22 protein-coding genes are annotated in these 24,485 nt (G+C 74.3%); 8 read left to right on the forward strand and 14 right to left on the reverse strand.

Features of this window, described 5'->3' with window-relative positions; genetic code table 11:
• Positions 1–181: 181 nt before the first annotated feature.
• Together DEF28_RS09915 and DEF28_RS09920 are read right to left on the reverse strand one after the other, a co-directional pair.
• Complete coding sequence (locus DEF28_RS09915) at positions 182–751, reverse strand: ATP-binding protein (protein ID WP_114398034.1); 570 nt, start codon at positions 749–751, stop codon at positions 182–184.
• A gap of 18 nt (positions 752–769) precedes the next feature.
• Complete coding sequence (locus DEF28_RS09920; RefSeq protein WP_114398033.1) at positions 770–1,117, reverse strand: STAS domain-containing protein; 348 nt, start codon at positions 1,115–1,117, stop codon at positions 770–772.
• 224 nt (positions 1,118–1,341) lie between these two features.
• Here DEF28_RS09920 and DEF28_RS09925 point away from each other — a divergent pair, with 224 nt between their 5' ends.
• Both DEF28_RS09925 and DEF28_RS27265 read left to right on the forward strand, forming a co-directional pair.
• Entirely contained in the window at positions 1,342–3,639 is a 2,298-nt protein-coding gene (locus DEF28_RS09925; protein ID WP_114398032.1) for a DEAD/DEAH box helicase, read from the forward strand.
• A gap of 219 nt (positions 3,640–3,858) precedes the next feature.
• Positions 3,859–4,059 carry a hypothetical protein gene (locus tag DEF28_RS27265; RefSeq protein ID WP_147280127.1) on the forward strand — a complete coding sequence of 67 codons (201 nt, stop codon included), beginning with the start codon at positions 3,859–3,861 and terminating at the stop codon, positions 4,057–4,059.
• A gap of 804 nt (positions 4,060–4,863) precedes the next feature.
• On the opposite strand, the gene DEF28_RS27270 is transcribed toward DEF28_RS27265, so the two are convergent.
• From DEF28_RS27270 to DEF28_RS09965, 10 genes are all read right to left on the reverse strand, one after another.
• A complete protein-coding gene (locus DEF28_RS27270; RefSeq protein WP_147280126.1) occupies positions 4,864–5,061 on the reverse strand; it encodes a hypothetical protein in 198 nt (65 codons plus the stop codon).
• A gap of 129 nt (positions 5,062–5,190) precedes the next feature.
• On the reverse strand, positions 5,191–5,847 hold the full coding sequence (locus tag DEF28_RS09930) for a hypothetical protein (RefSeq protein WP_114398031.1): 657 nt from the start codon (positions 5,845–5,847) through the stop codon (positions 5,191–5,193).
• 53 nt (positions 5,848–5,900) lie between these two features.
• A complete protein-coding gene (locus tag DEF28_RS09935) occupies positions 5,901–6,323 on the reverse strand; it encodes an Rv3654c family TadE-like protein (protein ID WP_199493196.1) in 423 nt (140 codons plus the stop codon).
• Entirely contained in the window at positions 6,250–6,588 is a 339-nt protein-coding gene (locus DEF28_RS28035; RefSeq protein WP_199493197.1) for a TadE family type IV pilus minor pilin, read from the reverse strand. The genes DEF28_RS09935 and DEF28_RS28035 overlap by 74 nt, the downstream gene beginning before the upstream one ends.
• Positions 6,589–6,641: 53 nt before the next feature.
• Complete coding sequence (locus DEF28_RS28380) at positions 6,642–6,863, reverse strand: DUF4244 domain-containing protein (protein ID WP_233515211.1); 222 nt, start codon at positions 6,861–6,863, stop codon at positions 6,642–6,644.
• 1,327 nt (positions 6,864–8,190) lie between these two features.
• Positions 8,191–8,961: a type II secretion system F family protein gene (locus DEF28_RS09945; protein ID WP_114398029.1), complete on the reverse strand. Its 771-nt coding sequence runs from the start codon at positions 8,959–8,961 to the stop codon at positions 8,191–8,193.
• A gap of 112 nt (positions 8,962–9,073) precedes the next feature.
• Positions 9,074–9,847: a type II secretion system F family protein gene (locus DEF28_RS09950; RefSeq protein WP_233515212.1), complete on the reverse strand. Its 774-nt coding sequence runs from the start codon at positions 9,845–9,847 to the stop codon at positions 9,074–9,076.
• Complete coding sequence (locus tag DEF28_RS09955) at positions 9,844–11,067, reverse strand: TadA family conjugal transfer-associated ATPase (RefSeq protein WP_114398028.1); 1,224 nt, start codon at positions 11,065–11,067, stop codon at positions 9,844–9,846. The genes DEF28_RS09950 and DEF28_RS09955 overlap by 4 nt, the downstream gene beginning before the upstream one ends.
• Positions 11,064–12,197: a septum site-determining protein Ssd gene (ssd, locus tag DEF28_RS09960; RefSeq protein WP_114398027.1), complete on the reverse strand. Its 1,134-nt coding sequence runs from the start codon at positions 12,195–12,197 to the stop codon at positions 11,064–11,066. The genes DEF28_RS09955 and ssd overlap by 4 nt, the downstream gene beginning before the upstream one ends.
• A gap of 1,461 nt (positions 12,198–13,658) precedes the next feature.
• Positions 13,659–14,459 carry a Fic family protein gene (locus DEF28_RS09965; RefSeq protein WP_114398026.1) on the reverse strand — a complete coding sequence of 267 codons (801 nt, stop codon included), beginning with the start codon at positions 14,457–14,459 and terminating at the stop codon, positions 13,659–13,661.
• Between the two features lie 136 nt (positions 14,460–14,595).
• Between DEF28_RS09965 and acs the strand changes: the two genes are divergently transcribed.
• From acs to DEF28_RS09995, 6 genes are all read left to right on the forward strand, one after another.
• A complete protein-coding gene (gene acs, locus DEF28_RS09970) occupies positions 14,596–16,584 on the forward strand; it encodes an acetate--CoA ligase (RefSeq protein ID WP_114398025.1) in 1,989 nt (662 codons plus the stop codon).
• Positions 16,585–16,774: 190 nt separating this feature from the next.
• On the forward strand, positions 16,775–17,227 hold the full coding sequence (locus DEF28_RS09975) for a phage holin family protein (RefSeq protein WP_233515213.1): 453 nt from the start codon (positions 16,775–16,777) through the stop codon (positions 17,225–17,227).
• A gap of 29 nt (positions 17,228–17,256) precedes the next feature.
• Complete coding sequence (locus DEF28_RS09980) at positions 17,257–18,168, forward strand: alpha/beta fold hydrolase (RefSeq protein ID WP_114398023.1); 912 nt, start codon at positions 17,257–17,259, stop codon at positions 18,166–18,168.
• A gap of 52 nt (positions 18,169–18,220) precedes the next feature.
• Positions 18,221–18,724 (forward strand): DUF309 domain-containing protein, encoded by a 504-nt coding sequence (locus DEF28_RS09985; protein WP_114398022.1) that lies wholly within the window; start codon positions 18,221–18,223, stop codon positions 18,722–18,724.
• 674 nt (positions 18,725–19,398) lie between these two features.
• The gene (locus DEF28_RS09990) at positions 19,399–21,735 is read left to right on the forward strand and encodes a sodium-translocating pyrophosphatase (protein ID WP_374058138.1); all 2,337 of its coding nucleotides are present in this window, start codon (positions 19,399–19,401) and stop codon (positions 21,733–21,735) included.
• A gap of 187 nt (positions 21,736–21,922) precedes the next feature.
• Positions 21,923–22,411 carry a SixA phosphatase family protein gene (locus DEF28_RS09995; RefSeq protein ID WP_114398021.1) on the forward strand — a complete coding sequence of 163 codons (489 nt, stop codon included), beginning with the start codon at positions 21,923–21,925 and terminating at the stop codon, positions 22,409–22,411.
• A 58-nt stretch (positions 22,412–22,469) separates the two neighbouring features.
• Here the strand turns inward: DEF28_RS09995 and serB are convergent, their stop codons facing one another.
• Entirely contained in the window at positions 22,470–23,696 is a 1,227-nt protein-coding gene (gene serB, locus DEF28_RS10000; protein ID WP_158562789.1) for a phosphoserine phosphatase SerB, read from the reverse strand.
• A gap of 120 nt (positions 23,697–23,816) precedes the next feature.
• Positions 23,817–24,452, reverse strand: coding sequence for a DUF1707 SHOCT-like domain-containing protein (locus tag DEF28_RS10005; RefSeq protein ID WP_114398020.1), 636 nt, complete (start codon positions 24,450–24,452; stop codon positions 23,817–23,819).
• Positions 24,453–24,485: the final 33 nt, after the last annotated feature.

The following is a 24,485-nucleotide window of genomic DNA, read 5'->3' on the forward strand; positions in this document are numbered from 1 at the left end:
AGGGCGGCGAGCGCGCGTCGGAGCGCGACCGCAGCGCCGGTTGACCCCCGCCCTCGGCCGAGGGATCTTTCGACCGGCACCGGACATAAATGACGGGTGTGCCGGGCACGGCGTTCGTGCCCGGCACACCCGTTGCGTCATGCCGCTGCCGGTCGAAAGATCCCTCGGCCGAGGGCGGGGGTCAACCGGCGCTGCGGTCGCGCTCCGACGCGCGCTCGCCGCCCTTGCCGGCGAGCGGCCAGCTCATGCGGACCACCGTGCCGTCGCCGTGCGGCTCGATGCTGACCTCGTCGGCCAGGCCGACGATCACGGCCAGGCCCACGTCCGGCGAGAGCCCCGACACCCCGCCGGGAGGCGTGGGGATGCCGAGGTACGCGCTGACGCCGCCCGGTACGTAGGGGTCCAGCATGGGGTCGGGCACGGACTCCTTGGCCGGCGCCCGGTCGGTGACGACGACCTCGAACCGGCCGCTGCCGCTGCCGTTGACCTGGGTCGGCACCGTGCCCTCGGGCCGGTCGGCCGAGCGCGCCCGGGGCCCGGCGTCGTCGATCAGTTCGAGCTGGATCGGCTGGTCAGGGCAGTGCGCGCGGTGGGCCTCCACCGCGCGCGAGCACGCCTCACCAACGGCCAGACGAACCTCGTCGAGGGCCTGTTCCGAGATGCCCGCCCGCCGGGCCACGGCCGTGGCCATGAGCCGCGCGGTGCGCACGTGCGCGGGCAGCGCGCTGATCGTCAGCTGGACGATTGCCATCGCTCGCTCGTTACGTAACTACTTCGACTTACGCTTGTCGATGGCGTCCTGCACCGACTCGTAGATCCCGAACACCTTGGTCAGGCCGGTGATCCGGAAGATCTTCAGGATCCGCTCCTGGGTGCAGACGAGGTCGAGCGTGCCGTCATGGGCGCGCACGCGCTTGAGGCCGCCGACGAGCACGCCGAGCCCCGTCGAGTCGAGGAACTCCACCTTCTCCATGTTGACGACAAGGTGGAAGTTCCCCTTGTTGACCAGGTCGATCAACAGTTCACGCAGCCGAGGCGCGGTATAGACATCGATCTCACCCTCAACGACGACGATCTCGGTGTCGTCTTCGCTGTAGTGATCAAGCTTCAGGTCCACTAGTCCTCCAGCGCCGAACCGCGATTGGAAACCGCGAGTGATCTCTGCCGGGCGTTACCCCACAGGGCGGCATTCAACCACGCCTGGTCGTTGCATCTGTCCGCTACACACAAGAAAACCACGACACCGCGCGTGTGTTCCCCGAGATGCCACACTGAAACCGGTGTCCGCGCAGCCGCCGGTCCGGAGTGGTCCGGCCGGGGAACCGCCGAGGGGGTGTCGGGATGAGCCGGTGGGAGACGACGCTCCAGCGGTTGTGGCGTGACGACACCCGCCCCTCCCGGCTGACACACGTGCACCGCGTGCCGGGCGGCCGCGGAGTGACCGAAGACTGGCCAGGCTGGACACCACCCTCCCTGGTGGAACGGCTCGCCGAAGCGGGAGTCACCGCGCCGTGGGCCCATCAGGTGGCCGCGGCCGATCTGGCCCACGCCGGCAGCAATGTGATCATAGCCACCGGTACCGCGTCCGGAAAGTCGCTGGCCTTCCTGCTGCCGGCGGCCGCCGCGGTCGAGGCCGGCGGCACCGTGCTCTACGTCTCCCCCACCAAGGCGCTCGCCGCCGACCAGCTGCGTTCGCTGGAGGAGCTGGCGCTCCCCGGCCTGCGCGCCGCCGGGTACGACGGCGACACCCCCGGAGAGGTGCGCGCGTGGGTGCGCGCGCACGCCGACTACGTGCTCACCAACCCCGACATGCTGCACCGGGCGATCCTCGGCCGGCACGCCGCCTGGGCGGGCTTCCTGCGGCGGCTGCGCTACGTCGTCGTCGACGAGGCGCACCGGTACCGCGGCGTGTTCGGCTCGCACGTCGCGCAGATCCTCCGCCGGCTGCGCAGGGTCTGCGCGCGCTACCGGAGCGAGCCCACGTTCATCCTGGCCTCCGCCACGGCCGCGGCGCCGGAGGAGAGCGCGCGGCGGCTCATCGGGCTCCCGGTGCGCGCGGTCGTCGAGGACGCCGCCCCGCGGGCGGCCCTCAGCTTCGCGCTGGTGGAGCCCGAACTCACGGGGCAGACGGGGGAGAACGGCGCGCCGGTCCGGCGGACCGCCACCGCCGAGGCGGCCGAGCTCATGGCGGACCTGGCGCGCGAGGGCGTGCGCACCCTGGCGTTCGTCCGCTCGCGGCAGGGGGCGGAGATGGTCGCGCTTTCGGCGCAGCGGGCCCTGAACGAGGCCAGGGCGCCCGATCTCGCCCGGCGGGTGGCCGCCTACCGCGCGGGCTACCTCGCCGCCGACCGCCGCGATCTGGAGGGCGCGCTGCGGTCCGGTGAGCTCCTCGGGCTGGCGAGTACCAACGCGCTGGAGCTCGGGGTGGACATCACCGGCCTGGACGCCGTGCTGCTCACCGGATGGCCGGGGACGCTGGCGTCGCTGTGGCAGCAGGCCGGGCGCGCCGGGCGGCGCGGAGATGACGCGCTGGCCGTGTTCATCGCGCGCGACGACCCGCTGGACACCTACCTCGTGCACCACCCGGAAGCCGTCTTCGGCCGGCCGGTGGAGTCCACCGTGCTCGATCCGGAGAACCCGTACGTGCTCGGACCGCACCTCTGCGCGGCGGCCGAGGAGATTCCGCTGACCGAGCCGGACCTGGAGGTCTTCGGGCCCGCCGCCGAGCCGGTCCTCGCCGACCTCGTGAAGCGCGGCATGCTGCGGCGGCGGCCGCGGGGCTGGTTCTGGACCCGCCGCGACCGGGCGTGCGACCTCGCTGACATCCGGGGCGCCGGCGGGCCGCCGGTGCAGATCGTCGACGCCGGCACCGGCCAGCTGCTGGGCACGGTCGACGAGGCGGCGGCGCACGCGGCGGTGCACGACGGCGCCGTCTACCTGCACCAGGGGCTGACGTACGTGGTGGACCGGCTCGACCTCGACGACCATGTGGCGCTGGTCCACGCGGAGGACCCCGAGTACAGCACGTGGGCGCGCGACGTCACCGAGATCGAGATCCTCTCGACCCTGCGGGAGCAGAGCTGGGGCGCCGCCGCGGTGTGCTTCGGCGATGTCCGGGTGGCCCGGCAGGTGGTGGGGTACCTCAAGCGCGACGTCCGGACCGGGACGGTGCTGGGGGAGCAGCCGCTCGACCTCCCGGAGCGGACCCTGCGCTCGCGGGCGGTGTGGTGGACGGTCTCACCGGAGGCCGAGCGCCGGCTGCGGGCGGAGGGCGTCGACCTGCGCGGCGCCGCCCACGCGGCCGAACACGCGTCGATCGGCCTGCTGCCGCTGTTCGCCACGTGCGACCGGTGGGACATCGGCGGGGTCTCCACCGCGCTGCACGCCGACACCGGGCTGCTCACCGTCTTCGTCTACGACGGGCACGAAGGCGGCGCGGGGTTCGCCGAGCGGGGCTTCGCCGCGGCCCGGGACTGGCTCGCCGCGACCCGCGCCGCCATCGCCACCTGCGAGTGCGCCGACGGGTGTCCTTCGTGCATCCAGTCGCCGAAGTGCGGGAACGGCAACGATCCGCTGAGCAAGGCCGGCGCCCTCCGGCTGCTGGACGAGGTGCTCGGAGGGGGCTGCGCGGAGCGCTGACGTGCCGGGGGCAGTGGCGCGGTGCAGCGGCGCGGTGCCCCGGATGCGCGGACCCGAATCGCGCCGGTGAGTGGCCCGACGGGATTTCCCGGGCCGCGCCGCCGGAGAAAGGCCGCGGGCTCGGCGGTGGCCGCCGATGACCGGGCAACCGGCTGCCGGGAACCGGGGCTCCGGTGCGGAGGGCGCTTTGAGCGGTAGGCGCATGCGGCGGAAATCGCCGTGCCGTGGAAAGCGGGACGCGCCGTTCTGCGCGCCGAATACCTGGTATTTCTCGTGGTCGGCGGCGGTGCGGTGCGGATACGGCACCCGGGGAATGCGGGCGGGGGCGGCAGGGTGCGGATCAATTCCGCGATCTTGGTGGACGCCTTAGCTGTAGCGGTTTTCCGCAAAGGGGTGGCGGCGGAAAAATTCGGTGCATGAATTTCTCCCTCGATGTGATTAGGAGTCGAGTGGGGTGGGAATAACCCTGCGACCACGGTAGGAAGGTGCCGATTCTCCCATTCGGCGCTCCGGGATCGAGGTGGAAGCACCTCGGCACCCGGCGCGGCCGGTGATCACCACCGGTCACCAATTCGCCGGTCCGGAGTTTCGGGGCCGGCGGCCGCGGCCGGCGCCCGCCCACCGGTCTTCGGACCGGCGGTGCCGAATCCCCGATCGACTCCACGAGTTCGGTCCGAGGTCGGCCATCGTGCGAAACGCCGCGCTGTCGGGCTCCCACCGTGCGCTTCTCCAACCGTATGTCCGGCGTCATCGGCTCCCGTCCGGCCGTCGTGGGCGTTTTCGCACCACGTCGACCGCGCGGGGCCGGCGCATCGAATCACCGCCTTTCCGAGATGCGGCCACATCTCCGAACGGCGCTGCTGCGGGCATTCCCCGTGAATGTCCACGGCCATCACCCATCCCTGCCGTGTTCCCGGATTCGTCGGACGGACACGGTGTTTCCCGCCGCGGGGCCGCTACCCCCGAAAACGCGACCCCGCGGCCGGCGTCGTCCCCGGAGGACCGGGCCGACAGTTCTCCGAGTGGCGGCGCCGCACGCTCGGTCGTATCCGCGGAGGGGCGGTGCGACCTCTCCCCCAAGGAAAACGAAATGGATGGCGCGATCCCGTGTCCGAACGGACCTGGTGGATGTCATGACTACATTCCTGATGGAAGGAGCTGCCCGAGGCAACGCGAGCGAACAGCGACCTGCCGCTTCTGCGGCGACGTGATCACGGCTCGCCGCTAGCGCGGGTGGCCGCCGCCGGCCGGGGTGCGGCCGGCGGCGGTGAATTCGTTCTTAAGTTCGTTTCCGTGGCCGCCGGTGCCATTGTCGGCGACCATTTCCCGCCGGGACGGAGATTTCGACGCGCCCGGACCCGATTCGGAGAATCGGGTCCGGGCGTTCTCCATGTCCGGGCCCGGGTCCGCGTGCACCGTCATGGGCAGCGTCCCCCCGCGAGGGGCCGCCGTGGGGCGGACCGGCCGGGCGGAGCCGCCCTGTCCGCGAGTAGCTCCCGCCACCGGTACCGCCGGAAGGCGGGGACGGCCGGGCCCGCCTCGGATGCGGTGTCATCTGCCTCGGACCCGCCGCCGCCCGCGGTACCTCGGCGGGAACCGGGGCCAGCCGATGGTCAGCCGGAGGGCCAGGGTGGCCACCGCCAGGAGCGAGAGCAGCCAGGTCGAGACCGCACCCGCGAAGCGGTGCCGGTCGGCGACCGGGGCGGACGGCGGCGCGTAGCCGTACCGCGCCTGCACCGGCTCGGGCGCCGGGGCCGACCGGGCCTCGCGTCCGGGCACGGCGGTGTTCGGCGAGCGGGCCGGTGCCGGTTCCGGCGTGGACCGGGCGGCGGCCGGCCGGTGCGCGGCCGGCGTGGCCGCCGCTGCGGGCGCCGTCGGCTCCCGGCCGAGTGGCCGCGCGGCGCCGTCTCCACCAGATCCGGAGCCGGCGGCCGGTCGGGGGGTGGGAGCCGCCCCGCCTGTGCCGCGCACCGCGGCATCCCTCGGCGGACCGGGCAGCCAGGGGGCTTCGAGCCGGGCGGAGTCGCGGCCGACCACCATCCGGGTGCCGTCGATCGAGCGGAGTTCGACACCCTCCGCGCCGAAGGAGACCCGTCCCTCGGGATGGGGGAGGGTGAAGGCCGAGCAGAGCAGCGCCGCGCCGACGGCCAGGGTGACGGGTACCGGTCCGCGGCGGCGGAGGGGAGGACATACGGGGGACGCTGTCATCGCGTTCTCCAACCTCGATCGGGCGTCGTTCGGACAGCGGGCACGGAACCCGGCTAGGCGTCGACACGGTGGGCGGCCGGCCCGGCCCGGGCGGCCCCCCTCCCCCGGCCGCCGCGCGTCTCGGTCCGGACGTCGATCACCAGACCGGTCAACCGGCACTCGGTGAGGACAGCACCGTTGGCGGCCGCGGCGGCGCTGGCGGCGGCACAGGCGCGCTCGCCGCCGTGGACGGCCTCGCGGGCGCCGGCCAGCGCCGCGAGGTCGGCGGCCGCCGCCGCCCGGTGCCGCTCGGCACGTGCTCCGCCGACCAGCACGACGGCGACCGTGCCGAACCACAGGAGGACGCACAGCACGAGCAGCCAGACCACTCCCGATCCCCGGTCCCGCCGCGCGCTCCCCGGCTCACAGCGGCGCCGCCTTCCGTTCCTCCAGCGGGGTCGCCGCCGTGGCGCGCACGGGGACGGCGACCGCGGCACCCGGGACGAGCGGCACGGCGACCCGGACGGTGACGCGGGCGAAGACGCCGTCGTCCACGATCTCCACGACGGCCCCGGCCGGTGCGACGTCACCGGCCAGCCGGCGCACGACGTCGACGGTGTCGCCGCGCGCCGCGGCACGGGCTCCCACCCGGGCGGCGTCCACGCACGCCACATGCGCTGCCGCGGCGCCGACCGCCCCGAGCGCCGCCCCGAGCAGCAGGCACAGCCCGGGCAGCGCGACGGCGATCTCGGCGGTGACCATGCCCCGCTCCCCGCGCCGGGCACGGGCCGGGCAGCTCCCGAGCACGCCACGCCTCAACCCCCGACCTGGAGGGCGTCAGTCAACATGCTGGTGAGGGTGTCGCGTACCTGCGAACTGGTCAGGATGACGTACAGAACAGCGGCGAACGCGCATGCGGCAACGGTTCCGAGTGCGTACTCGGCCGTCGACATGCCGATAGCGCACCGCCCGTGGGCTGACCGCCGGAGCCGGCCGAGAGTGGTGAAGAGGTACGACATCGGGGACAAGGCGGGCACAGTTCCTCCTTCGTGACGCGGCCGGACCAGGGGCAGGGCGTCCGACCTGCCCCCAGAGTGCGGTCCGGCCGCTATGCGGGGAAGTGGAATCTGCTGGCCTGTGGATAACTCGACGGGTTATGCACAGGCCAGTGTGGAAAATGGCGCGAAATGGGATGGCAAACGGGACGAGAGGCGACGGTCGGGCACGGCGTCCGTGCGGACCGGGACCGCGGCACCGACACGGACGGGCCGGGGCCAGCGCCCGGTGAGGGGCGCCGGCGGTCCCCGTGCCCGGCGAACAGGGGGGACCGGCGGAGATCACCCGCCTCCGATATCCCGGTCGCGAACGCGGTGCCCCGGCCGTCCGCCGCGATGGCGGCGATGCCCGAACCGCACCGGGCCCGGCCGGCCTGCGATCCACCGTGTTCCCGCCACCGGGAGAAGGCAGCGGGTCGCGCATACGCGCGGTTCCGGCAGCGCGTCCACCTGCGCCGTCGGGGCACCCGGGTTCCGACGGGACCGGGGCCGAGGGGGAGCGGCCGAGCGGGTACCGCCGCACGCGTCTGATGGGCGCACTCAGCAGGGCGCGTCTGATCCGGCCACCGAGGCCGTGCCCACCGCCGCGGCGCGAGGGTCCCGCTGCGGCCGTCGAGCGGTGTCCGGTCGCTACCTCGGGCGGACCTCGGGCACAACGAAACGCGGCCGTCGTGCGGGGCGTCTCGGGACCGTCCGGCCACTCGGGCATGCCCGGGCGATCCGCGCAAGCCGCGGAGAAGACCGGCCACCGGCACACCCGTCCGTCAACGGCTTCGATCTCGTCGAACCAGGTTGGCGAACGTACGGACCGCTTGAGCCGGGCGAAGCAGCGCTCAATCAGATTCCACCGCTGGGACGGCCATCGGGGAGGTCGACGTCTCGGGCGCTGCCAAGCACCGCCACCGGCGGGCCACCGCCCGCTCCACCCCGGTGCGTCCTGCCGATCAGCCCGCCCCGGGACCGGCCGAGCGTCTGCCAGATCCGCTCGGCCTGATGGCCGCCGGATCGTCCCGCGACCGGACCACCGCCCACCATAGGCCCCGTCGTCAGACCATCCCTCCGGGCCCACACCGCCGGAGTCCGCCCCGGGGTGCGGTCTCTGGTTTCCGTAGTGTGGCGCTCTCGGCGAGTGCATCACCGAGCCGCATCCGAGATCCGTCCTCGCGGGAGGCGGCACATGCCCGCGGCTCCGGAGGAACCTGACGGCCGGTGCTCGCGTCCGCGACCACGTGGTCATCGAACGGGCGCCGGTCGGGCTCCGGGTCGGCAGGCCGGAGGTGCTCCGCGCGGCGGCGGGCGTGTTCCGTGGTCACATGAGGGGGAGGCCGCCGAGGAGGCCCGCCGCCAGGGGGACGACACCGATCAGGACGAAGGCCGGCAGGAAGCACACACCGAGCGGGAGCACCGCCAGCACGCCGGCGCGCTGGGAGCGGCCGATCGCGTGGGCGCGGATGGCGCGACGGCACTCGGCGGAGTGGCGGTCGAGGACGGCGGCGACGGGGGCGCCGGTGCGTGCGGCGCGGGACAGGGTGCGAGCCAGTGCGGCCAGTGCCGGCGGCTCGCGGACGTCGCGCCAGGCGGCGGCCGGGTCGGCACCCAGGCGCAGGCGGTCGGCCACGGCGGCCAGTTCCGCGCCGAGCGGGCCGCCGACCGCCGGGGCCACGGCGTCCAGTGCGCCGGTCATGGTGCCCCCCGCGCGCAGTGCCGCGGTCAGCAGGTCCACCGCCACGGGCAGCGCGGCGGTGATCCGGGCCTGCCGCAGGCGGGCCGCGGCGGTGTCGCCGTGCCGCAGCCGCCACCACACGGCGGCGCCGGCGGTCAGGCCGACCAGCGGGCCGAGCACCGGACCGAGGACCAGGAGCGCCGTGCCCACCGGTGCGGCCGCAACCAGGACGGCCGCCGCCGGGCCGACCCGCCGCGGAGTGCGGGCGCGGAGCGGCCGCGGTACGGACCCCAGTGCGGACCCCAGTGCGGGCCGCAGCGCGGCGAGCCGACGGGCGGCCGGTGAGCGTTCGGCCCCGGCGAGCAGCCAGCCGGCCGCGCCGGCGCACACCACGGTGAGGGCCGCCAACGCGCCCATCACGGCAGGCACCCCGCGGACGGGAGTGCCGGGACCGCGCACAGCGGAAAGCGGGAGACCGAGGTGCTCCGTCCGGTCCGTCGGTGCCCCCCGCCCATTGCCGCCGCGGCCCTCACCCCGGCTCCAGGACCGCGTGCACGGTGCGGACCATGCGGTGCGTCCACCAGAGGCCGAGGAGGTCCAGCGCCACGCCGCCCGTGAGGCACAGCAGGCCGGCGGGGGTGCCCAGCAGGAAGGCGAGCGGCCGCCCGCCCAGGGCGGACGCCATGAGGAGGCCGACGACCGGCAGCACGGCGAGGACCAGTGACGTGGTGCGCGGCCCGGCCAGCTGGGCGGAGAGTTCGCTGCGCAGTGCGGCGTCCTCGGCCAGCGTGTCGGCCAGCCGGGCGACGACGGCGGCCAGCCCGCCGCCGGCGCCGGACGCCACGTGCCAGCAGGCCGCGAGGGGGCCGAGGCCGGCCGCGCCGGGCTGCCGGGCGGCCCGACGCAGCGCGGGCCCGGGATCGTCGCCGCCGCGTGCCGCCGCGACGGCGTCAGCCAGCTCGCCGCCGACCGCGGGCGGGAGTTCCGCCGCAGCCGCCGCCAGCGCGTCGCCGGGGGCGCGCCCGGCGTGCAGTTCGGCCGCGAGCACCCGGCAGAGCTCGATGACAGCGGCCCTCCGGCGCCGTTCGCTCCGGCCGGAGACGGCCGCGAGTCGGTGCGCGAGCCGCTCCCGTAGGGCGGAACGCCCGGGCGCCGGGCCGGCCGAGGCGCGCCGCAGCGCGCGCAGCCGTACCTCCGCCCGGCCGGGGAGCGCGCACAGCGCGGCCAGGCCGGTCAGACCGGCCAGCAGCGCGACGAGAGCGGGGAGCTCGATGCCGTGGACCGGCCCCGCGGCCGGTGTCACGCGGAGGTCCCGGAGCCCGGGTCGGCGGACCGCCACGCGCCACCCACCCGGTCCGTGAGCTCGCCGAGGCCCTCGTGGGCGGCGACGGATCCGTCACCGGGAAAGGCCACCGCCGGCACCGCGCGGACGAGTCCGGACGCGTCACGCCGCAGCACGCACACCTCGGCGACCCGGCGCGGCCCACCGGGGTCGCGCACGACGTGCACGACCAGCGCCCGAGTGGCGGCGAGTTGGCTGTGCACCGCCTCGCGGCTGAGGCCGGCCGCGCACCCGAGCGCCTCGATGCGCGCGGGGACGTCCACCGCCGCGTTGGCGTGGACGGTCCCGCAGCCTCCCTCGTGACCCGTGTTCATGGCGGCCAGCAGGGTGACGATCTCGGTTCCGCGGACCTCACCGACCACGAGCCGGTCTGGGCGCATCCGCAGCGCCTGCCGCACGAGCTGGTGCAGGGTGACTCCGCCGGTGCCCTCGATGTTGGGTGGGCGTGCCTGCAGCCGGACGACGTGCGGGTGGTCGGGGCGCAGTTCCGCGGAGTCTTCCACGAGGAGCAGCCGCTCGCGGCGGTCGGCGAGGGAGAGCAGCGCCGACAGCAGAGTGGTCTTGCCGGTACCGGTGCCGCCGCAGACGACGAACGGTGCCCGCGCCGCCAGCACGGCGCGCAGCAGCCGGGCTCCCTCGGCCGGCACACTGCCCGCCGCGACGAGTTCGTCGAGCGAGAACACCCGCCGGCGCGGCAGCCGCAGCGACAGGCAGGTGCCCTCGGGCGCCACGGGCGCGAGCACCGCGTGCAGCCGGACGCCGCCGGGCAGCGCGGCGTCCACCCAGGGGGCGGCGTCGTCGAGACGGCGGCCGGCCTGCGCGGCCAGCCGCTGGGCGAGCCGCCGGACCGCGGCGTCGTCCGGGAAGCGCACCCCCTCGGCCGGGTGCAGACCGCGCCCGTCGTCGACCCACACCTCCCCGGGCCCGTTGACCAGGACGTCGGTCACGGCTGGGTCGGCCAGCAGGGGCTCCAGCGGGCCCGCGCCGGTGAGGTCGGCACGCAGCAGCCGGGCGATGGCGAGGACTTCGGAGTCGCCGAGCACGCCGCCCTCGGCCCGCAGCGCCGCGGCAACCCGGGCGGGCGTGGGGCCGGCGCCCTCGCGGGCCAACCGGGCGCGCACGGCGTCGAGCAGGGCGGGGTCGGGGGCGGTCCGCCCCGCCGTGGCGGGCAGCGGGGTCATCGGTGGGCCCCCGAGACGGCACCCAGCTGGGCGACGAACGCGGTGCCGAACGCGGCGAGCGGTGAGCCCGGCCGGTCGGCAGGAACGTCGCCCCGGTCCAGGAGGCGCGCGAGGCCGGGCTCGTCGGTCAGCTCGCCGGCCACCGGCAGATCAAGTGTGGCGGCGACGGTGTCGGGCGCCAGCCGACCACGTCCGCCGCGCACCACCAGCCGCACATCGGCCGCGTGCTCCCGTACTGCCGGGACCAGCCGGGAGGCGGCGATCACCGCGTGCACGTCGGTGGGGAGCACGAGGAGGGCGACGGTGCTGCGCCGGAGCGCCTCCTCGGCGGGTGCCCCGAGGGCCCGGGGCAGGTCCACCACTACGAGACCGGAACCGCGCGCGGCCGACGCCAGCACGGCGCGCATGGCGTCGACCGGGACGTCGGCCGCCGGTCCGGGCGCCCAGGTGAGCAGGGTGAGCCCGCGCACGCTGGGCAGCGCTCCGTGCAGTGCGTGATGGCTCATGCGGCCGCGCCGGGCGAGGAACTCGGCCCAGCGCGCACCTTCGGCGTGCTCGTGGCCGAGCAGCAGGTCGAGCCCACCGCCGAGCGGATCGGCGTCGACCAGCAGGGTGCGGGTCCCGTGCCGCCGGCCGGCCAGCGCCAGCGCGACGGCGACCAGACTCGCACCCGCGCCGCCCCGGCCGCCGATGACCGCCACGACTGCCGCGCTTCCGGGGCCGCCGTCGGCTGCCTCGGCGAGCAGGTCCACCAGCCGGGTCTCCGCCTCCGGGAGCGCCAGCACCTCCCGGGCGCCGATCCGCAGCGCGCTCGGCCAGAGCCGGTCGGTACCGCCCGCGGCCGCGCCGGCACCGCCCTCCCCGGCGTGGTCCACGCCGGCCGAGGCTTCGGCGACCACGACGTTGGGGTGCCGCTCGGGCTCCAGCCGCGCGAGCGCCGGAGCGAGGTCGGCCCCGACGACCACCAGCGGCGCCCGGCCCCAGTCCCGCCGCGCGTGCGCGACGGCATGCGCCACGGTGACCTCGACATCGGCCGCCGCGGCGAGCCGCAGCAGCTCGTCGAGCAGGTGCGAATCGGCGGTGACCAGGAGGGGGCGTGCCGGCGCGGCCGGCGGAGCGTGGGCGTCCATGCGGGTGACCTTCCGACGGGGGACGGCTGACATCCCACGGTCACCCGGCGGAGCGGCGCGGTGATAATCCGGTCCACAGCCTGTGGATGACGGGTCCTCCGGCGGCCCGGACAGCGCGGGGTGCCAGGCGGCGTGCGGGCCCGCCGCTCCGGAGCGCCCGAAGGGGACCGGCGGCCAACCACGCCGGGACTGGCGACACCGGGCGGCTGACTGGCAGGTGGCACGCCCGGGGCGGGGCCCGGCCCGGTTCCACCGCCGACTCCTGGACGAGTGGTTCCGCTGTGGTGGGTGGTCGTCGGCGGTCAGGGGCCTGGTGACCGGTGCGCCGGTGTGGTGGTGCCGGATCGCCGCTGCCGTGGCCAGGATCCGCTGGCCGACTCCGACCGTGAGACTGTGAGGTCCTCGAAGGTCCGCCCACCGTGGTGTTCCAGGCCGGGTTGGCCTGTGAGGGGGTCATGGACTGACTCGACCAACTGCCGCACCCCCCCTTGGAGCAGGTGCTCGCCGGGGCGGGGCCGCTCGCGCGTGGAAGAGGGCCGCGGCAGCGTGCCCCCGCCCGTTCGGCGAGCCGGGCCTCCAACGCCTTGGAGGCGATGCCCCTGGTCGGCGGTCAGCAGCAGCCCGGGCCGGTCGGCGGCCAGGGCCGGATCCGCGGGGAGGAGCGCGGCCAGCACGTCGCACTCGTCGACCTTCGGGCTGGCCAGGGCCCAGGTGATGGCAATCCCGGTGGGGGTGCGGAGCAGGAGCAGGCGCCGTCCCCGGGAGAAGCGTGAGTGGGAGCGGCGGTAGCCGCAGGCGGCCCGTCGCGGCGAGGGCCGCACCCGCCGAGGGCTCCGGGGGGGTAGAGCCGGCGCCGTTATCCAGACAGGTCGATCGGGCGGGAGCATGGGCGGCGTCCTCGTCACCGACATGGCAGCATTCCGGCCGGGGGCGCCACCGCCGTCGCGGTGGTGGTGTCCGGCATATGCTGCCGTGTCGGGTCGCTCGGGTGCCGGTCGTGCGCGGTGGGGGCCGGGGCGCAATTCCTCCGGGCCACGCGCTCGACACGCTCGCGCGCAAGTAACAAATCTAATACGCAACGTTACCACGGCGATTTGCGCTCTCGGCCGGAAAATGCTTCTCCCGGGACTCTTTTCAACGCGGCCGATCCGGCGTAGAAAGGAAGAGTCAGGTGGGGACGCATCCCCACCGGGATACGGCGACCGGGTACCCACGCGTCACCAAGCCGCGAGAGGCCCGTCCAGGCCAGGTAGCCCCTGGTCGGACTAAGAACCGTACGCCTGCTAGCCCGGCGCGACGTATCCGCGGCGGCGCCTTGGCCCCGGACTCGCGTTCGGCGGGGCGCCGTTCGCTGTGCCGGCCGGCGTTCCTTCCGCCGTTCTCGGATTTGCGATGCTATATCGGTATCCCACCATCCGGACGACAATGGGATTTCCCCTGCCGCGCCGTACAGCGCCCGGGTTATCCCCGCCGCAGCGCCTCGCAGGCTGCCAGGGATTCCCTCGCGCCCGCCGTCACCGCCTGCGAGCAGTGCACCACCCACGCCGCCACTCCCTCGGGCGTTCCGCCGACGTAGCCGCGCACCGCCGCACCGTACTCCTCGCGCAGCTCGGCGTGGCCGAGCTCGGTCGGTACCAGCGACTTGGGGTCCAGACCGCGTTCGACGAGAGTGAGCCGCTCCGCCGCGCGCGCCGCGATCCCGTCCGCCCACCCGAACGGGCGCAGCGCCAGCAGCTCCCCGTGCACGAGGGCGCCCACCACCAGCGCGGGAACGGAGGCGGGGGCGGCCAGCAGCCAGGACAGGGCGTCCAGGCGCCGCGCGACCTCCGCCGCGCCGGGCGGCGTACCCAGCCCGAGCGGGTCCTCGGCGTCCTCCCCGTCCGCCCGCGGCCGGCCGAGGCGCTCGGCCGGCACGGCGTCGGCCGCGGCGAGGACGTGCAGCCGCGCCAGCGCCTGGCGCGGCGCCCTGCGCCACGTGGCGACCAGGGTGCCGAGCTCGGCCGACACCCGAAGCGCGCCCCTGACCCGGGCGTCGGCCCCGGCGCCGGCCCGCATCTCGTCCAGCGCGACCTCGGCGCCCTCCAGCCGGGCCGAGCCCCACGCGCCGCGCAGCGCGGCCTCCATGGAGACGTCGGCGCTGTGCCGCCGCAGCACCCGGTGGCCGAGCAGCCGGTCGACGACCGCGCGGGTCTCCCGTACGGCCGCGTCCACCTCGGGAAGCTCCGAGATCCGGCGCAGCGGGTCAGCTGATACCCCATTCACGCTATGCACCCTACGTGCGGGATGCGGCCACCCATTGCCGGCGTTCCCCTTGTGACCACCGCCACCCGGCTGATGGAGTGGCATCCACCACATGATTTATTGGGGATGGCACCCGCGAAGAGTAAGGAGCACCACAGTGGCTGAGACTCCACCTGCGCCGGGGCAGGAGAACCAGCAGACCCTCTCCAACCTGCTGCAGGAGTCCCGGCGGTTCCCGCCGCCCCCCGAACTGGCCGCCGAGGCGAACGTCCGCGCCGAGGCCTTCGCCGCCGCCGACGCCGACCGGCTCGGCTTCTGGGCGGAGCAGGCCGGCCGGCTGCGGTGGGAGCGCCCGTGGGACACCGTCCTGGACTGGCAGCCCCCGTTCGCCAAGTGGTTCGTCGGCGGGAAGCTCAACGCCGCGGTCAACTGCGTCGACCGGCACGTCGAGGCCGGCCGCGGTGACAAGGTCGCCTACCACTGGGAGGGCGAGCCCGGCGACACCCGCACCATCACCTACGCCCAGCTCAAGGACCTCGTCTGTCAGGCGGCGAATGCGCTGGAGGAGCTCGGGGTCACCAAGGGCGACCGCGTCGCCATCTACATGCCGATGATCCCCGAGACTGTCGTCGCCATGCTGGCGTGCGCCCGCATCGGCGCCCCGCACATGGTGGTCTTCGGCGGCTTCTCGGCCGACGCCCTGGGCAGCCGGCTCGACGACAGCGACGCCAAGCTGGTGATCACCGCCGACGGCGGCTACCGGCGCGGCAAGCCGAGCGGTCTCAAGCCGGCGGTGGACGAGGCACTGCGGAGCCGGCCCGGCGTCCGCAACGTCCTCGTCGTGCGCCGCACCGGGCAGGACGTGGAGTGGACCGAGGGCCGCGACGTGTGGTGGCACGACGTGGTGGAGCGCCAGGGCACGGAGCACGCGGCGCCCGCCCACGACGCCGAGGACCCGCTGTACATCATGTACACCAGCGGGACCACCGCGAAGCCCAAGGGCATCCTGCACACCACCGGCGGCTACCTCACCCAGGTCTCGTACACGCACTGGGCCGTCTTCGACCTCAAGCCCGAGACCGACGTGTTCTGGACCGCCGCCGACATCGGCTGGGTCACCGGCCACTCCTACATCGTGTACGGCCCCCTCTCCAACGGCGCGACCTCGGTGATGTACGAGGGCACGCCGGACACCCCGCACCGCGGCCGGTTCTGGGAGATCGTGCAGAAGTACGGGGTCACGATCGCCTACATGGCGCCCACGGCCATCCGCACGTTCATGAAGTGGGGCGAGGACATCCCCGCCCAGTACGACCTGTCCAGCCTCCGCGTGCTCGGCTCGGTGGGCGAGCCGATCAACCCCGAGGCCTACGTCTGGTACCGCAAGAACATCGGCGGCGACCGCGTGCCGGTCGTGGACACCTGGTGGCAGACCGAGACCGGGGCGATCATGGTCTCGCCGCTGCCCGGGGTGACCGAGGCCAAACCGGGCGCCGCGATGCGCCCGCTGCCGGGCATCAGCGTCGACGTGGTGGACGACGAGGCCAAGTCGGTGCCCGACGGCGGCGGCGGGTTCATCGTCGTCCGCGAGCCCTGGCCGTCGATGCTGCGCGGCATCTGGGGCGACCCCAAGCGCTACGAGGAGACCTACTGGTCCCGCTTCGAGGGCCTGTACTTCCCCGGCGACGGCGCCAAGCGGGACGAGGACGGCGACATCTGGCTGCTCGGCCGGGTCGACGACGTCATGCTGGTCTCCGGCCACAACATCTCCACCACGGAGGTGGAATCGGCCCTGGTGGCGCACGCCAAGGTCGCCGAGGCGGCCGTCGTGGGCGCCACCGACCCGGTCACCGGCCAGGCGATCGTCGCCTTCGTGATCCTGCGCGGCGAGGCCGGCGAGGGCGGCGAGGAGCTGGTCAGGGAGCTGCGGGACCACGTCGGTTCCTCCCTCGGCCCGATCGCCAAGCCGCGGCAGATCCTGGTGGTGCCGGAGCTGCCGAAGACCAGGTCGGGCAAGATCATGCGCCGGCTCCTCCGCGACGTCGCGGAGAACCGGACGCTCGGCGACGTCTCCACCCTCACCGACGCGAAGTCCATCGAGACGCTGCGCGACGTGTTCCAGGGCGCGAGCGGCTCCGACGACTGACCCGGGCCGCCCCCGGCCACGCTCCGGATCCGATGGCGCCCGCACCGCTGCCAGGTGCGGGCGCCATCGCCGTTCCCGCGCCGCGTCACCGGGCCGCGCGACCGCGGTGCGCCCGTGGTGGGTGAGGTGCCCGTGGCGGGATATGTGCGAGACTTCCAAGGACGTTCTCCGAATGAAGGGAGCCACCTCGATGTCCGAGACCCGGTCGGGTGGCCGCGAGCCGGCGGACGGCACCACCGACGATCGCTCGCTCCGCGAACTCGTCTCCGACGTCAGCGGCGACCTCTCCCAGCTCGTGCGCCTGGAGATGGAGCTCGCCCGGCTGGAGCTGGCCCAGGAGGCGCAGAAGGTCGCCAGGGGCACCGGGCTCTTCGTCGGCGCCGCGCTGCTCGGCCACCTCGTGCTCATCCTCGCCTCGGTCACCGTCGCCCTCGGCCTGTACGCGCTCGGCCTGGCGCCCTGGCTGGCCTTCCTGATCGTCACGGTCGTGTACGTGCTGCTCGCCGCCGGCCTCGTCCTGGTCGGTCAGCGCTACTTCAAGCGGCTGCAGGGCATGCCGCGCACGAACGCCACGATGACGTCCTCGATGGCCGTGCTGCGTCGGGAGCGGCCCGCCGGGTCCGCCGGCCCGGCCGAGTCCTGACGGCGGCGCGCCGCGGCGGACGGGCGGGCATGCGTGACGAATCAGCCGTCATGGTCGACGGGCCGTGGACGCACCGCACGGTCAGCGCCGCCGGTACCCGGTTCCACCTGGTCGAGGCGGGCGACGGTCCGCTGGTGCTGCTGCTGCACGGCTTCCCGCAGTTCTGGTGGTCCTGGCACCGGCAGCTGACCCCGCTCGCCGAGGCAGGCTACCGGGCGGTGGCGGTCGACCTGCGCGGATACGGGGCGAGTGACAAGCCGCCGCGCGGATACGACCTGGTGACGCTGGCCGCCGACGCCGCCGGTCTGGTCCGCGCACTCGGGGAGGCCGAGGCCGTCGTGGTCGGGCACTCCACCGGGGCCATGCTCGGATGGACGATGGGCCGCTACTTCCCGAAGATGGTGCGGCGCCTGGCGGTGCTGTCGATGCCGCACCCGCTGCGGCTACGCGCCGGCATGCTCTCGCTGGGGCAGGGGTGGTCGAGCCGGCACTTCTTCGGGTACCAACTCCCCATGCTGCCCGAGCGCCGACTGCTCGCCGACGACGCCGCACTGGTCGGCCGCATGCTGCGCGGCTGGTCGCGGCCGGGGTGGCCGGACGCGGCGACCGAGCGGCGGTTCCGCGACGCGTTCCAGATCCCCGGGGTGGCGCACTGCTCGCTGGAGTACTACCGCTGGTTGTTCCGCTCGCAGGTCCGGCCGGACGGGCAGCGCTACATGGCCCGGATGCGCCGGCCGGCGACCGTCCCGACCCTCCAGATGCACGGGTCGGCCGATCCGGTCCTGCTGCCCATGACCGCGCGCGGATCAGGGCGCTACGTCGAGGCGCCGTATCGGTGGCGGCTGATCGAGGGCGCGGGCCACTTCCCGCACCTGGAGCGGCCGGAGCGGGTGAACGCGCTGCTGACTGGCTGGCTCGGTGACACCGAGCCCGACGCCTGACCCGCCCCGCCTCCCGACCGGCCCGAACGGCCCGACCGCATCGGACGACACCATGAGCCCATCGCCCCGAGACCGCGACTCCGCCGGCCGTGCGCAGAACCAGCGCCCCCGCGACCGCTACGGACGCCCGCTGCCCTACGGGTCGCCGGGGGTGCCCCGCGTCCCCGACGACGCCGTGTTCACCCCGCGCGACGGCCTGCGCGAGGCGCAGCGGCTGCTGGACGGCGGATACGCCTTCCACGCCCACGAGGTTCTGGAGGCGGTGTGGAAGGCCGCTCCCCAGGACGAGCGCGAGCTCTGGCGCGGGCTGGCCCAGGTGGCCGTGGGGCTGACGCACGCCCAGCGGGGCAACACCACCGGCGCCGCGCGGCTGCTCCGCCGCGGCGCGGACCGGGTGGCCGGCCACACCGGCTCCGCGGCGGCCGGTCGGCACGGGGTGGACGCGGCCGGGGTCGCCGCGTACGCCCGCGAGGTCGCCCTCCGGATCGAGGCGGACCCCGGGAGCCGGGTCGACCCGGCCGGGCTGCGGCTGACCGGCTCCGGCGGCGTGGCGTAGTCCACATTCCGCCAGATCGGGTGGCCGGGTGCTTCCGGTCCTGGTTTGCTGGTGCGGCGGGGGCGCGCCGGTCGGCCGCGCCTCTCCCGAGTACCCGCCACGGCGTCCCCCAGCGACGCGCACGCGTGCCCTCCCCCGGGCCGACGCGTCCGACCGCGGCTCCGGAACGACGTCCGTGCCGCACGGCGGGGAGCGTCCGCCAGGGGCGCCGCCTCTGCCTCCGCCCGCCGGCGGGCGGCCTCGCGTCGTTGGCAGCGACTTATGCGATCTTTATCCTTAATGTGTGGTTAATATATGTTTTGCGAAAAATATTAACTGCCTGGCGTTATACGGGGCGATGTCGTAATTCTCAGATCACCGTGTGATCACAGGTCTCCCGTGTCGCAGGGAAAACCGGCCCCGCCCGTCTCTTTTCGCGACGCCGATGCGTAGAATCCCCGGCACGGCTTTGCCACCTACGTCGAATCCGGTCGGACGAAACGAGGGTGGTAAACCGGTTACGTCGGTGGTGGCACCGCGACCTGCTCAGCGTGCCGTCGGGCTACCGGTCCGGGGCCGTCCCGGACGGCGGCGCGCCACAGCGCGGGGCGCGGCGTGCCGCCCGTCGCAAGGAGGACGGTTTGTCTGGGCTCAACGTCGCCGCCGAAGGCGGAACGGCTCTGGCCCTCGACGGCATGAACCTCACGCTGGTCATCGTGGTCCTGGCGGTCGCGCTCCTCGCGCTCGCCGTGGCCGGTGCACTGGTCCGCGAGGTTCTGGCCGCAGGCCAGGGAACGGAGCGCATGCAGCACATCGCGCTCGCGGTTCAGGAGGGTGCGGCGGCGTATCTCAAACGCCAGTTCCGCACCTTGATCATTTTCGTTATCGCCATTCCCCTGCTGCTTCTGCTGCTTCCGGCGGATTCCGAAGCGGTGCGGATCGGCAGGTCGCTGTTCTTCGCGCTCGGCGCGGTGTTTTCCGCGCTGACCGGATTCATCGGAATGTGGCTTGCCGTCCGCGGAAATGTCCGCGTGGCCGCGGCCGCCCGCGAGGGCGGCGAGCACGCGGCCATGCGGATCGCGTTCCGCACCGGTGGAGTGGCCGGGATGTTCACCGTCGGCCTCGGCCTGCTGGGCGCGGCCATCGTGGTGCTGGTGTACCGCGGTGACGCCCCCATCGTGCTGGAGGGCTTCGGGTTCGGGGCGGCGCTGCTCGCCATGTTCATGCGTGTCGGCGGCGGCATCTTCACCAAGGCCGCCGACGTCGGCGCCGACCTGGTCGGCAAGGTGGAGCAGGGGATCCCCGAGGACGATCCGCGCAACGCGGCCACCATCGCCGACAACGTGGGCGACAACGTCGGCGACTGCGCGGGTATGGCGGCCGACCTGTTCGAGTCCTACGCGGTGGTGCTGGTCGCCTCGCTCGTCCTGGGCCGGGTGGCCTTCGGCGTCGAGGGCCTGGTGTTCCCGCTGCTCGTGCCCATGATCGGGGTCATCACCGCGGTCATCGGGATCTTCGTGGTCGCCCCGCGCGCCCGCGACAAGAACGCCATGGCCGCCATCAACCGCGGCTTCTTCGTCTCCGCGGTCGTCTCCGCCGTGCTCGTCGTCGGCACGGCGCTCGCCTACCTGCCGGGCAGCTTCGCCGAGCTCAGCGGGGTCGGTCCCGACATCGCCGCCCTCGACGGCGACCCGCGGCTCATCGCCATCGGCGCGGTGCTGATCGGCCTGGTCCTGGCGGCGGCGATCCAGTTGCTCACCGGCTACTTCACCGAGACGAACCGCCGCCCGGTCCGGGAGATCGGCGAGAGCTCGGAGACCGGCGCGGCCACCGTGATCCTCTCGGGCATCTCGGTCGGGCTGGAGTCCGCGGTGTACTCCGCGCTGCTCATCGCCGGAGCCGTCTACGGCGCCTTCCTGCTGGGCGCCGGCAACATCACCATCAGCCTGTTCGCGGTGGCGCTCGCCGGCACCGGGCTGCTGACCACGGTCGGCGTCATCGTCGCCATGGACACCTTCGGCCCGGTCGCCGACAACGCCCAGGGCATCGCCGAGATGTCCGGCGACGTGGAGGGCGCCGGCGCGGAGGTGCTGACGAGCCTGGACGCGGTGGGCAACACCACCAAGGCCATCACCAAGGGCATCGCCATCGCCACCGCGGTGCTCGCGGCGACCGCGCTGTTCGGGGCCTTCCGGACCTCGGTGGAGGGCGCGCTCGGTCCGGCGGCCGACACCTTCAGCCTCTCCATCGACCGGCCCAACGTGCTGGTCGGCGTGATCGTCGGCGCCGCGGTGGTCTTCCTGTTCTCCGGCCTGGCCGTCATGGCCGTGGGCCGGGCCGCCGGGCGGGTCGTGCAGGAGGTCCGCGAGCAGTTCCGCACCCGTCCCGGGATCATGGACGGCACCGAGCAGCCCGAGTACGGGCGGGTGGTCGACATCTGCACTCGCGACTCGCTGCGGGAGCTGATCACGCCCGGGCTGCTCGCGGTGCTCACCCCGATCGCGGTCGGGTTCGCCCTCGGCTACGCGTCCCTGGGCGCGTTCCTCGGCGGCGCCATCGCGGCCGGCGCGCTCATGGCGGTGTTCCTTGCCAACTCCGGCGGAGCCTGGGACAACGCCAAGAAGCTGGTCGAGGACGGCCACCACGGGGGCAAGGGCTCCGAGGCGCACGCCGCCACCGTCATCGGCGACACGGTCGGCGACCCGTTCAAGGACACCGCCGGCCCGGCGATCAACCCGCTGCTGAAGGTCATGAACCTGGTGGCGCTGATCATCGCGCCGAGCGTGGTGATCTACGCGGACCAGGTGGGGCTGCGCGTCGCCGTCACGGCGGTCGCGGTGCTGCTCATCGTGGGCGCCATCGTGTGGTCCAAGCGCCGTTCGAGCGGGGAGCGCCCGGCTCCCGAGGCCGCCGGTACGTCGGCGCGGACCCCGGAGGTGCAGGCGCCGGCCGCCCAGGCCGATCCGCTCACCACCGACGGTGCCGGCGTCAACGGCGCCAAGCCGGAGGAGCGCGTGCGCGGCGGCGACTGAGCGGCCGCCCGCCCGGCTGAGCCGGCGGCGGTACCGGGGCCCGCACAGGGCCCGGTACCGCCGCCGGTCATGTCCGGCGACGTGGCAGACTGACAGGCATGTCCGGAACGAAACAGTTGCTGCTCTCCCTCGCCGCCATGGCCGCGCTCTTCGTGGTCCTCGCGGTCGTCGCCACGGTGCTCTCGCCGTGAGCGGGCGGCTGGTCATCCTGCGGCACGCCGACGCCGAGCACATCGGGACCACCGCGGACATGGACCGGGAGCTGACCGACGAGGGACGCGCGCGGGCGGCGGCGGCCGGAGAGCTCCTGACGCGCGAGGGCGTGCTGCCGGACCACGTCATCTGCTCGCCGGCCCGGCGCACCCGCCAGACGCTGGACCTCGTCGCGGCGCGGCTGCCGACCCGGCCCACGGTCGAGTACGAGCCGGCCGCCTACACCGCGGACCCGGACGAGATGCTCGAACTCATCAGCAGGGTCGACACCGGCGTCCGCACGCTCCTGGTGGTCGGGCACAACCCGACGATGGCCCAGCTCGCGCTGGCCTTCACCGACTCGGCCGCCGCCGTCTCCTTCCCGCCGGCCAGCATCGCCGTGGTCGACCTGGAGGTCGGCTGGCTGTACGCCGCCCCGGGCACCGGCACCGGGCGGATCCTGCCCCGGCCCCCGATCGACTAGTCCGGCGACGACGCCTCCGGCGGCCGCCGCTCGTCCGCCGGACGGCCGCCGTCCGGGATCACTCGGCGGAGCCGGAATCCTCGTCGGCGGCCTCGACCTCCTCGCGGGAGACGCCGAGCAGGAACACGATGGTGTCCAGATAGGGCACGCTCACGGAGGTGTCGGCCTGCTGGCGGACCACCGGCTTGGCGTTGAACGCCACACCCAGGCCCGCGGTGCGCAGCATGTCGAGGTCGTTCGCGCCGTCGCCGATCGCCACCGTCTGGCTGAGCGGCACGCCGGCGTCCGCGGCGAACCGCCGGAGCGCGTCGGCCTTCCCGCGGCGGTCGATGACCGGGCCGACCAGGCCGCCGGTGAGCTTGCCGTCGACGATCTCCAGCGTGTTGGCGGCGGAGTGGTCGATGCCGAGCCGCTCCACCAGCGTGTCGGTGACCTGGGTGAAGCCGCCGCTGACGATGGCGCACTCGTATCCGAGCCGCTTCAGGGTGCGTACCAGCGTGCGCGCCCCGGGCGTGAGCACCAGGCGCTCGCGGACGGCGTCCAGGGCTCCGGCGTCCAAGCCCTTGAGCAGCGCCACCCGGCGCCGCAGCGACTCCTCGAAGTCCAGTTCGCCGCGCATGGCCTCCGCGGTGACCCGCGCGACCTCGTCGGCGCACCCCGCGTACTCCGCGAGCAGCTCGATGACCTCGCCCTGGATGAGGGTGGAGTCGACGTCCATCACCACGAGGTGCTTGGCCCGGCGGTGCAGGCCGGCCGGCTGCACCGCGACGTCGATCGCCTGGGTCGCGGCCTCCATGGCGAGGTCGGCGCGCAGGCGGTCGGGGTCGGCGCCCGAGACGACGAGCTCGATCGAGGTGACCGGGTAGCTCGCCAGCCGCTCGATCCGGTCGATGTTGGCCCCGGCGCGCGCCACGCACGAGGTGATGGCGCCCAGCGCTCCGGGGCGCAGCGGGTTCGCCAGGATGGTGACGTGCAGCCGGTCGGGCGCCGCCGCGCCGACCCGTCCGCCGCCGGGTGCGAACTCGACGTCCATGTCGAGGTCCACGGCGGTCTTCTCCACCGCACCGCGGACCTCCTCGAACACCCGCTCCCGGCTGACCCCGGGCGCGACGCGCTCGTCGACCGCCAGCAGCGCGCCGAGCACGAGGCGGCCGCCGATCACGACCTGTTCGAGATCGGCGATGGTGACGGGATAGACCGACAGCGTGCTCAGCAGCCGGGCGCTGACGCCGGGCCGGTCGCGTCCGGTCACGGTGACCAGGAGTGTGGTATGCGCGTGTGTCATGACGTGCTCCAAGGTACTCGGACACGTCTCGCGGCCCGGCAGCAGGTGGCGGATAACGCCTGATGTTCACCTGCCGGTCATCGACGGCCGCGCGGGCCGGCGGGCGGTCCTGTCAGGAACTCACCGGCCCTTGCGCTTCCTGCCCTTCTTGGGCCCCTTGGCCCGGACCTCGATGCCGCCGAACAGGCAGGTGCCGGTGAGCCGGATGGTCGGCGCGTTGGGGTCGGTCACCGCCTCGGTGCCGCGGGTGCTGGTCCCGCCGAAGATCGCGGTGGTGCCGTTCACCACCCGCACGCCGTGCGGCACGGTGATCTCCAGGCCGCCGAAGACGACCGCGCACTGCACGATCACCTCGCGCTGGGTCAGCACCGCCTCGCGGAAGTCGAGTTCGATGCCGCCGAACAGCACGGAGACGTTGGTGCGGGGCTCGACCAGCCAGCGGCCGCCGCGCTCGGCGCCGCCGAACACGGCCACGATGTTCTCCCGTCCCTGGCTGCTCTCGGCGAGCCGCCGGGCCTCCGCCGTGGCGACGGTCATGCCCACCGCCTGGTCCGGGCCGCCCGCCCCGGCGGAGTCCGGGGCGGGGAGGTCGCGGGTGATGGGAACGAGTTCGCCGAGCGTCTTCGCGCGGTAGACCGCGTCCAGGCGGTCCTCGTGCTCGTCCTGGGTGAGCCGGCCCTCGGCGAGTGCGTCGCGGAGCCGGTCCGCCACACGGTCGCGGTCCGCGTCCGAAGCGCGGACGTGGTCGGGCTCCATGGGCACCGCTCCTCCTTGCTCTCGACTCTCACC

The organism is Marinitenerispora sediminis (assembly GCF_003336425.1).
Lineage (GTDB): Bacteria > Actinomycetota > Actinomycetes > Streptosporangiales > Streptosporangiaceae > Marinitenerispora > Marinitenerispora sediminis.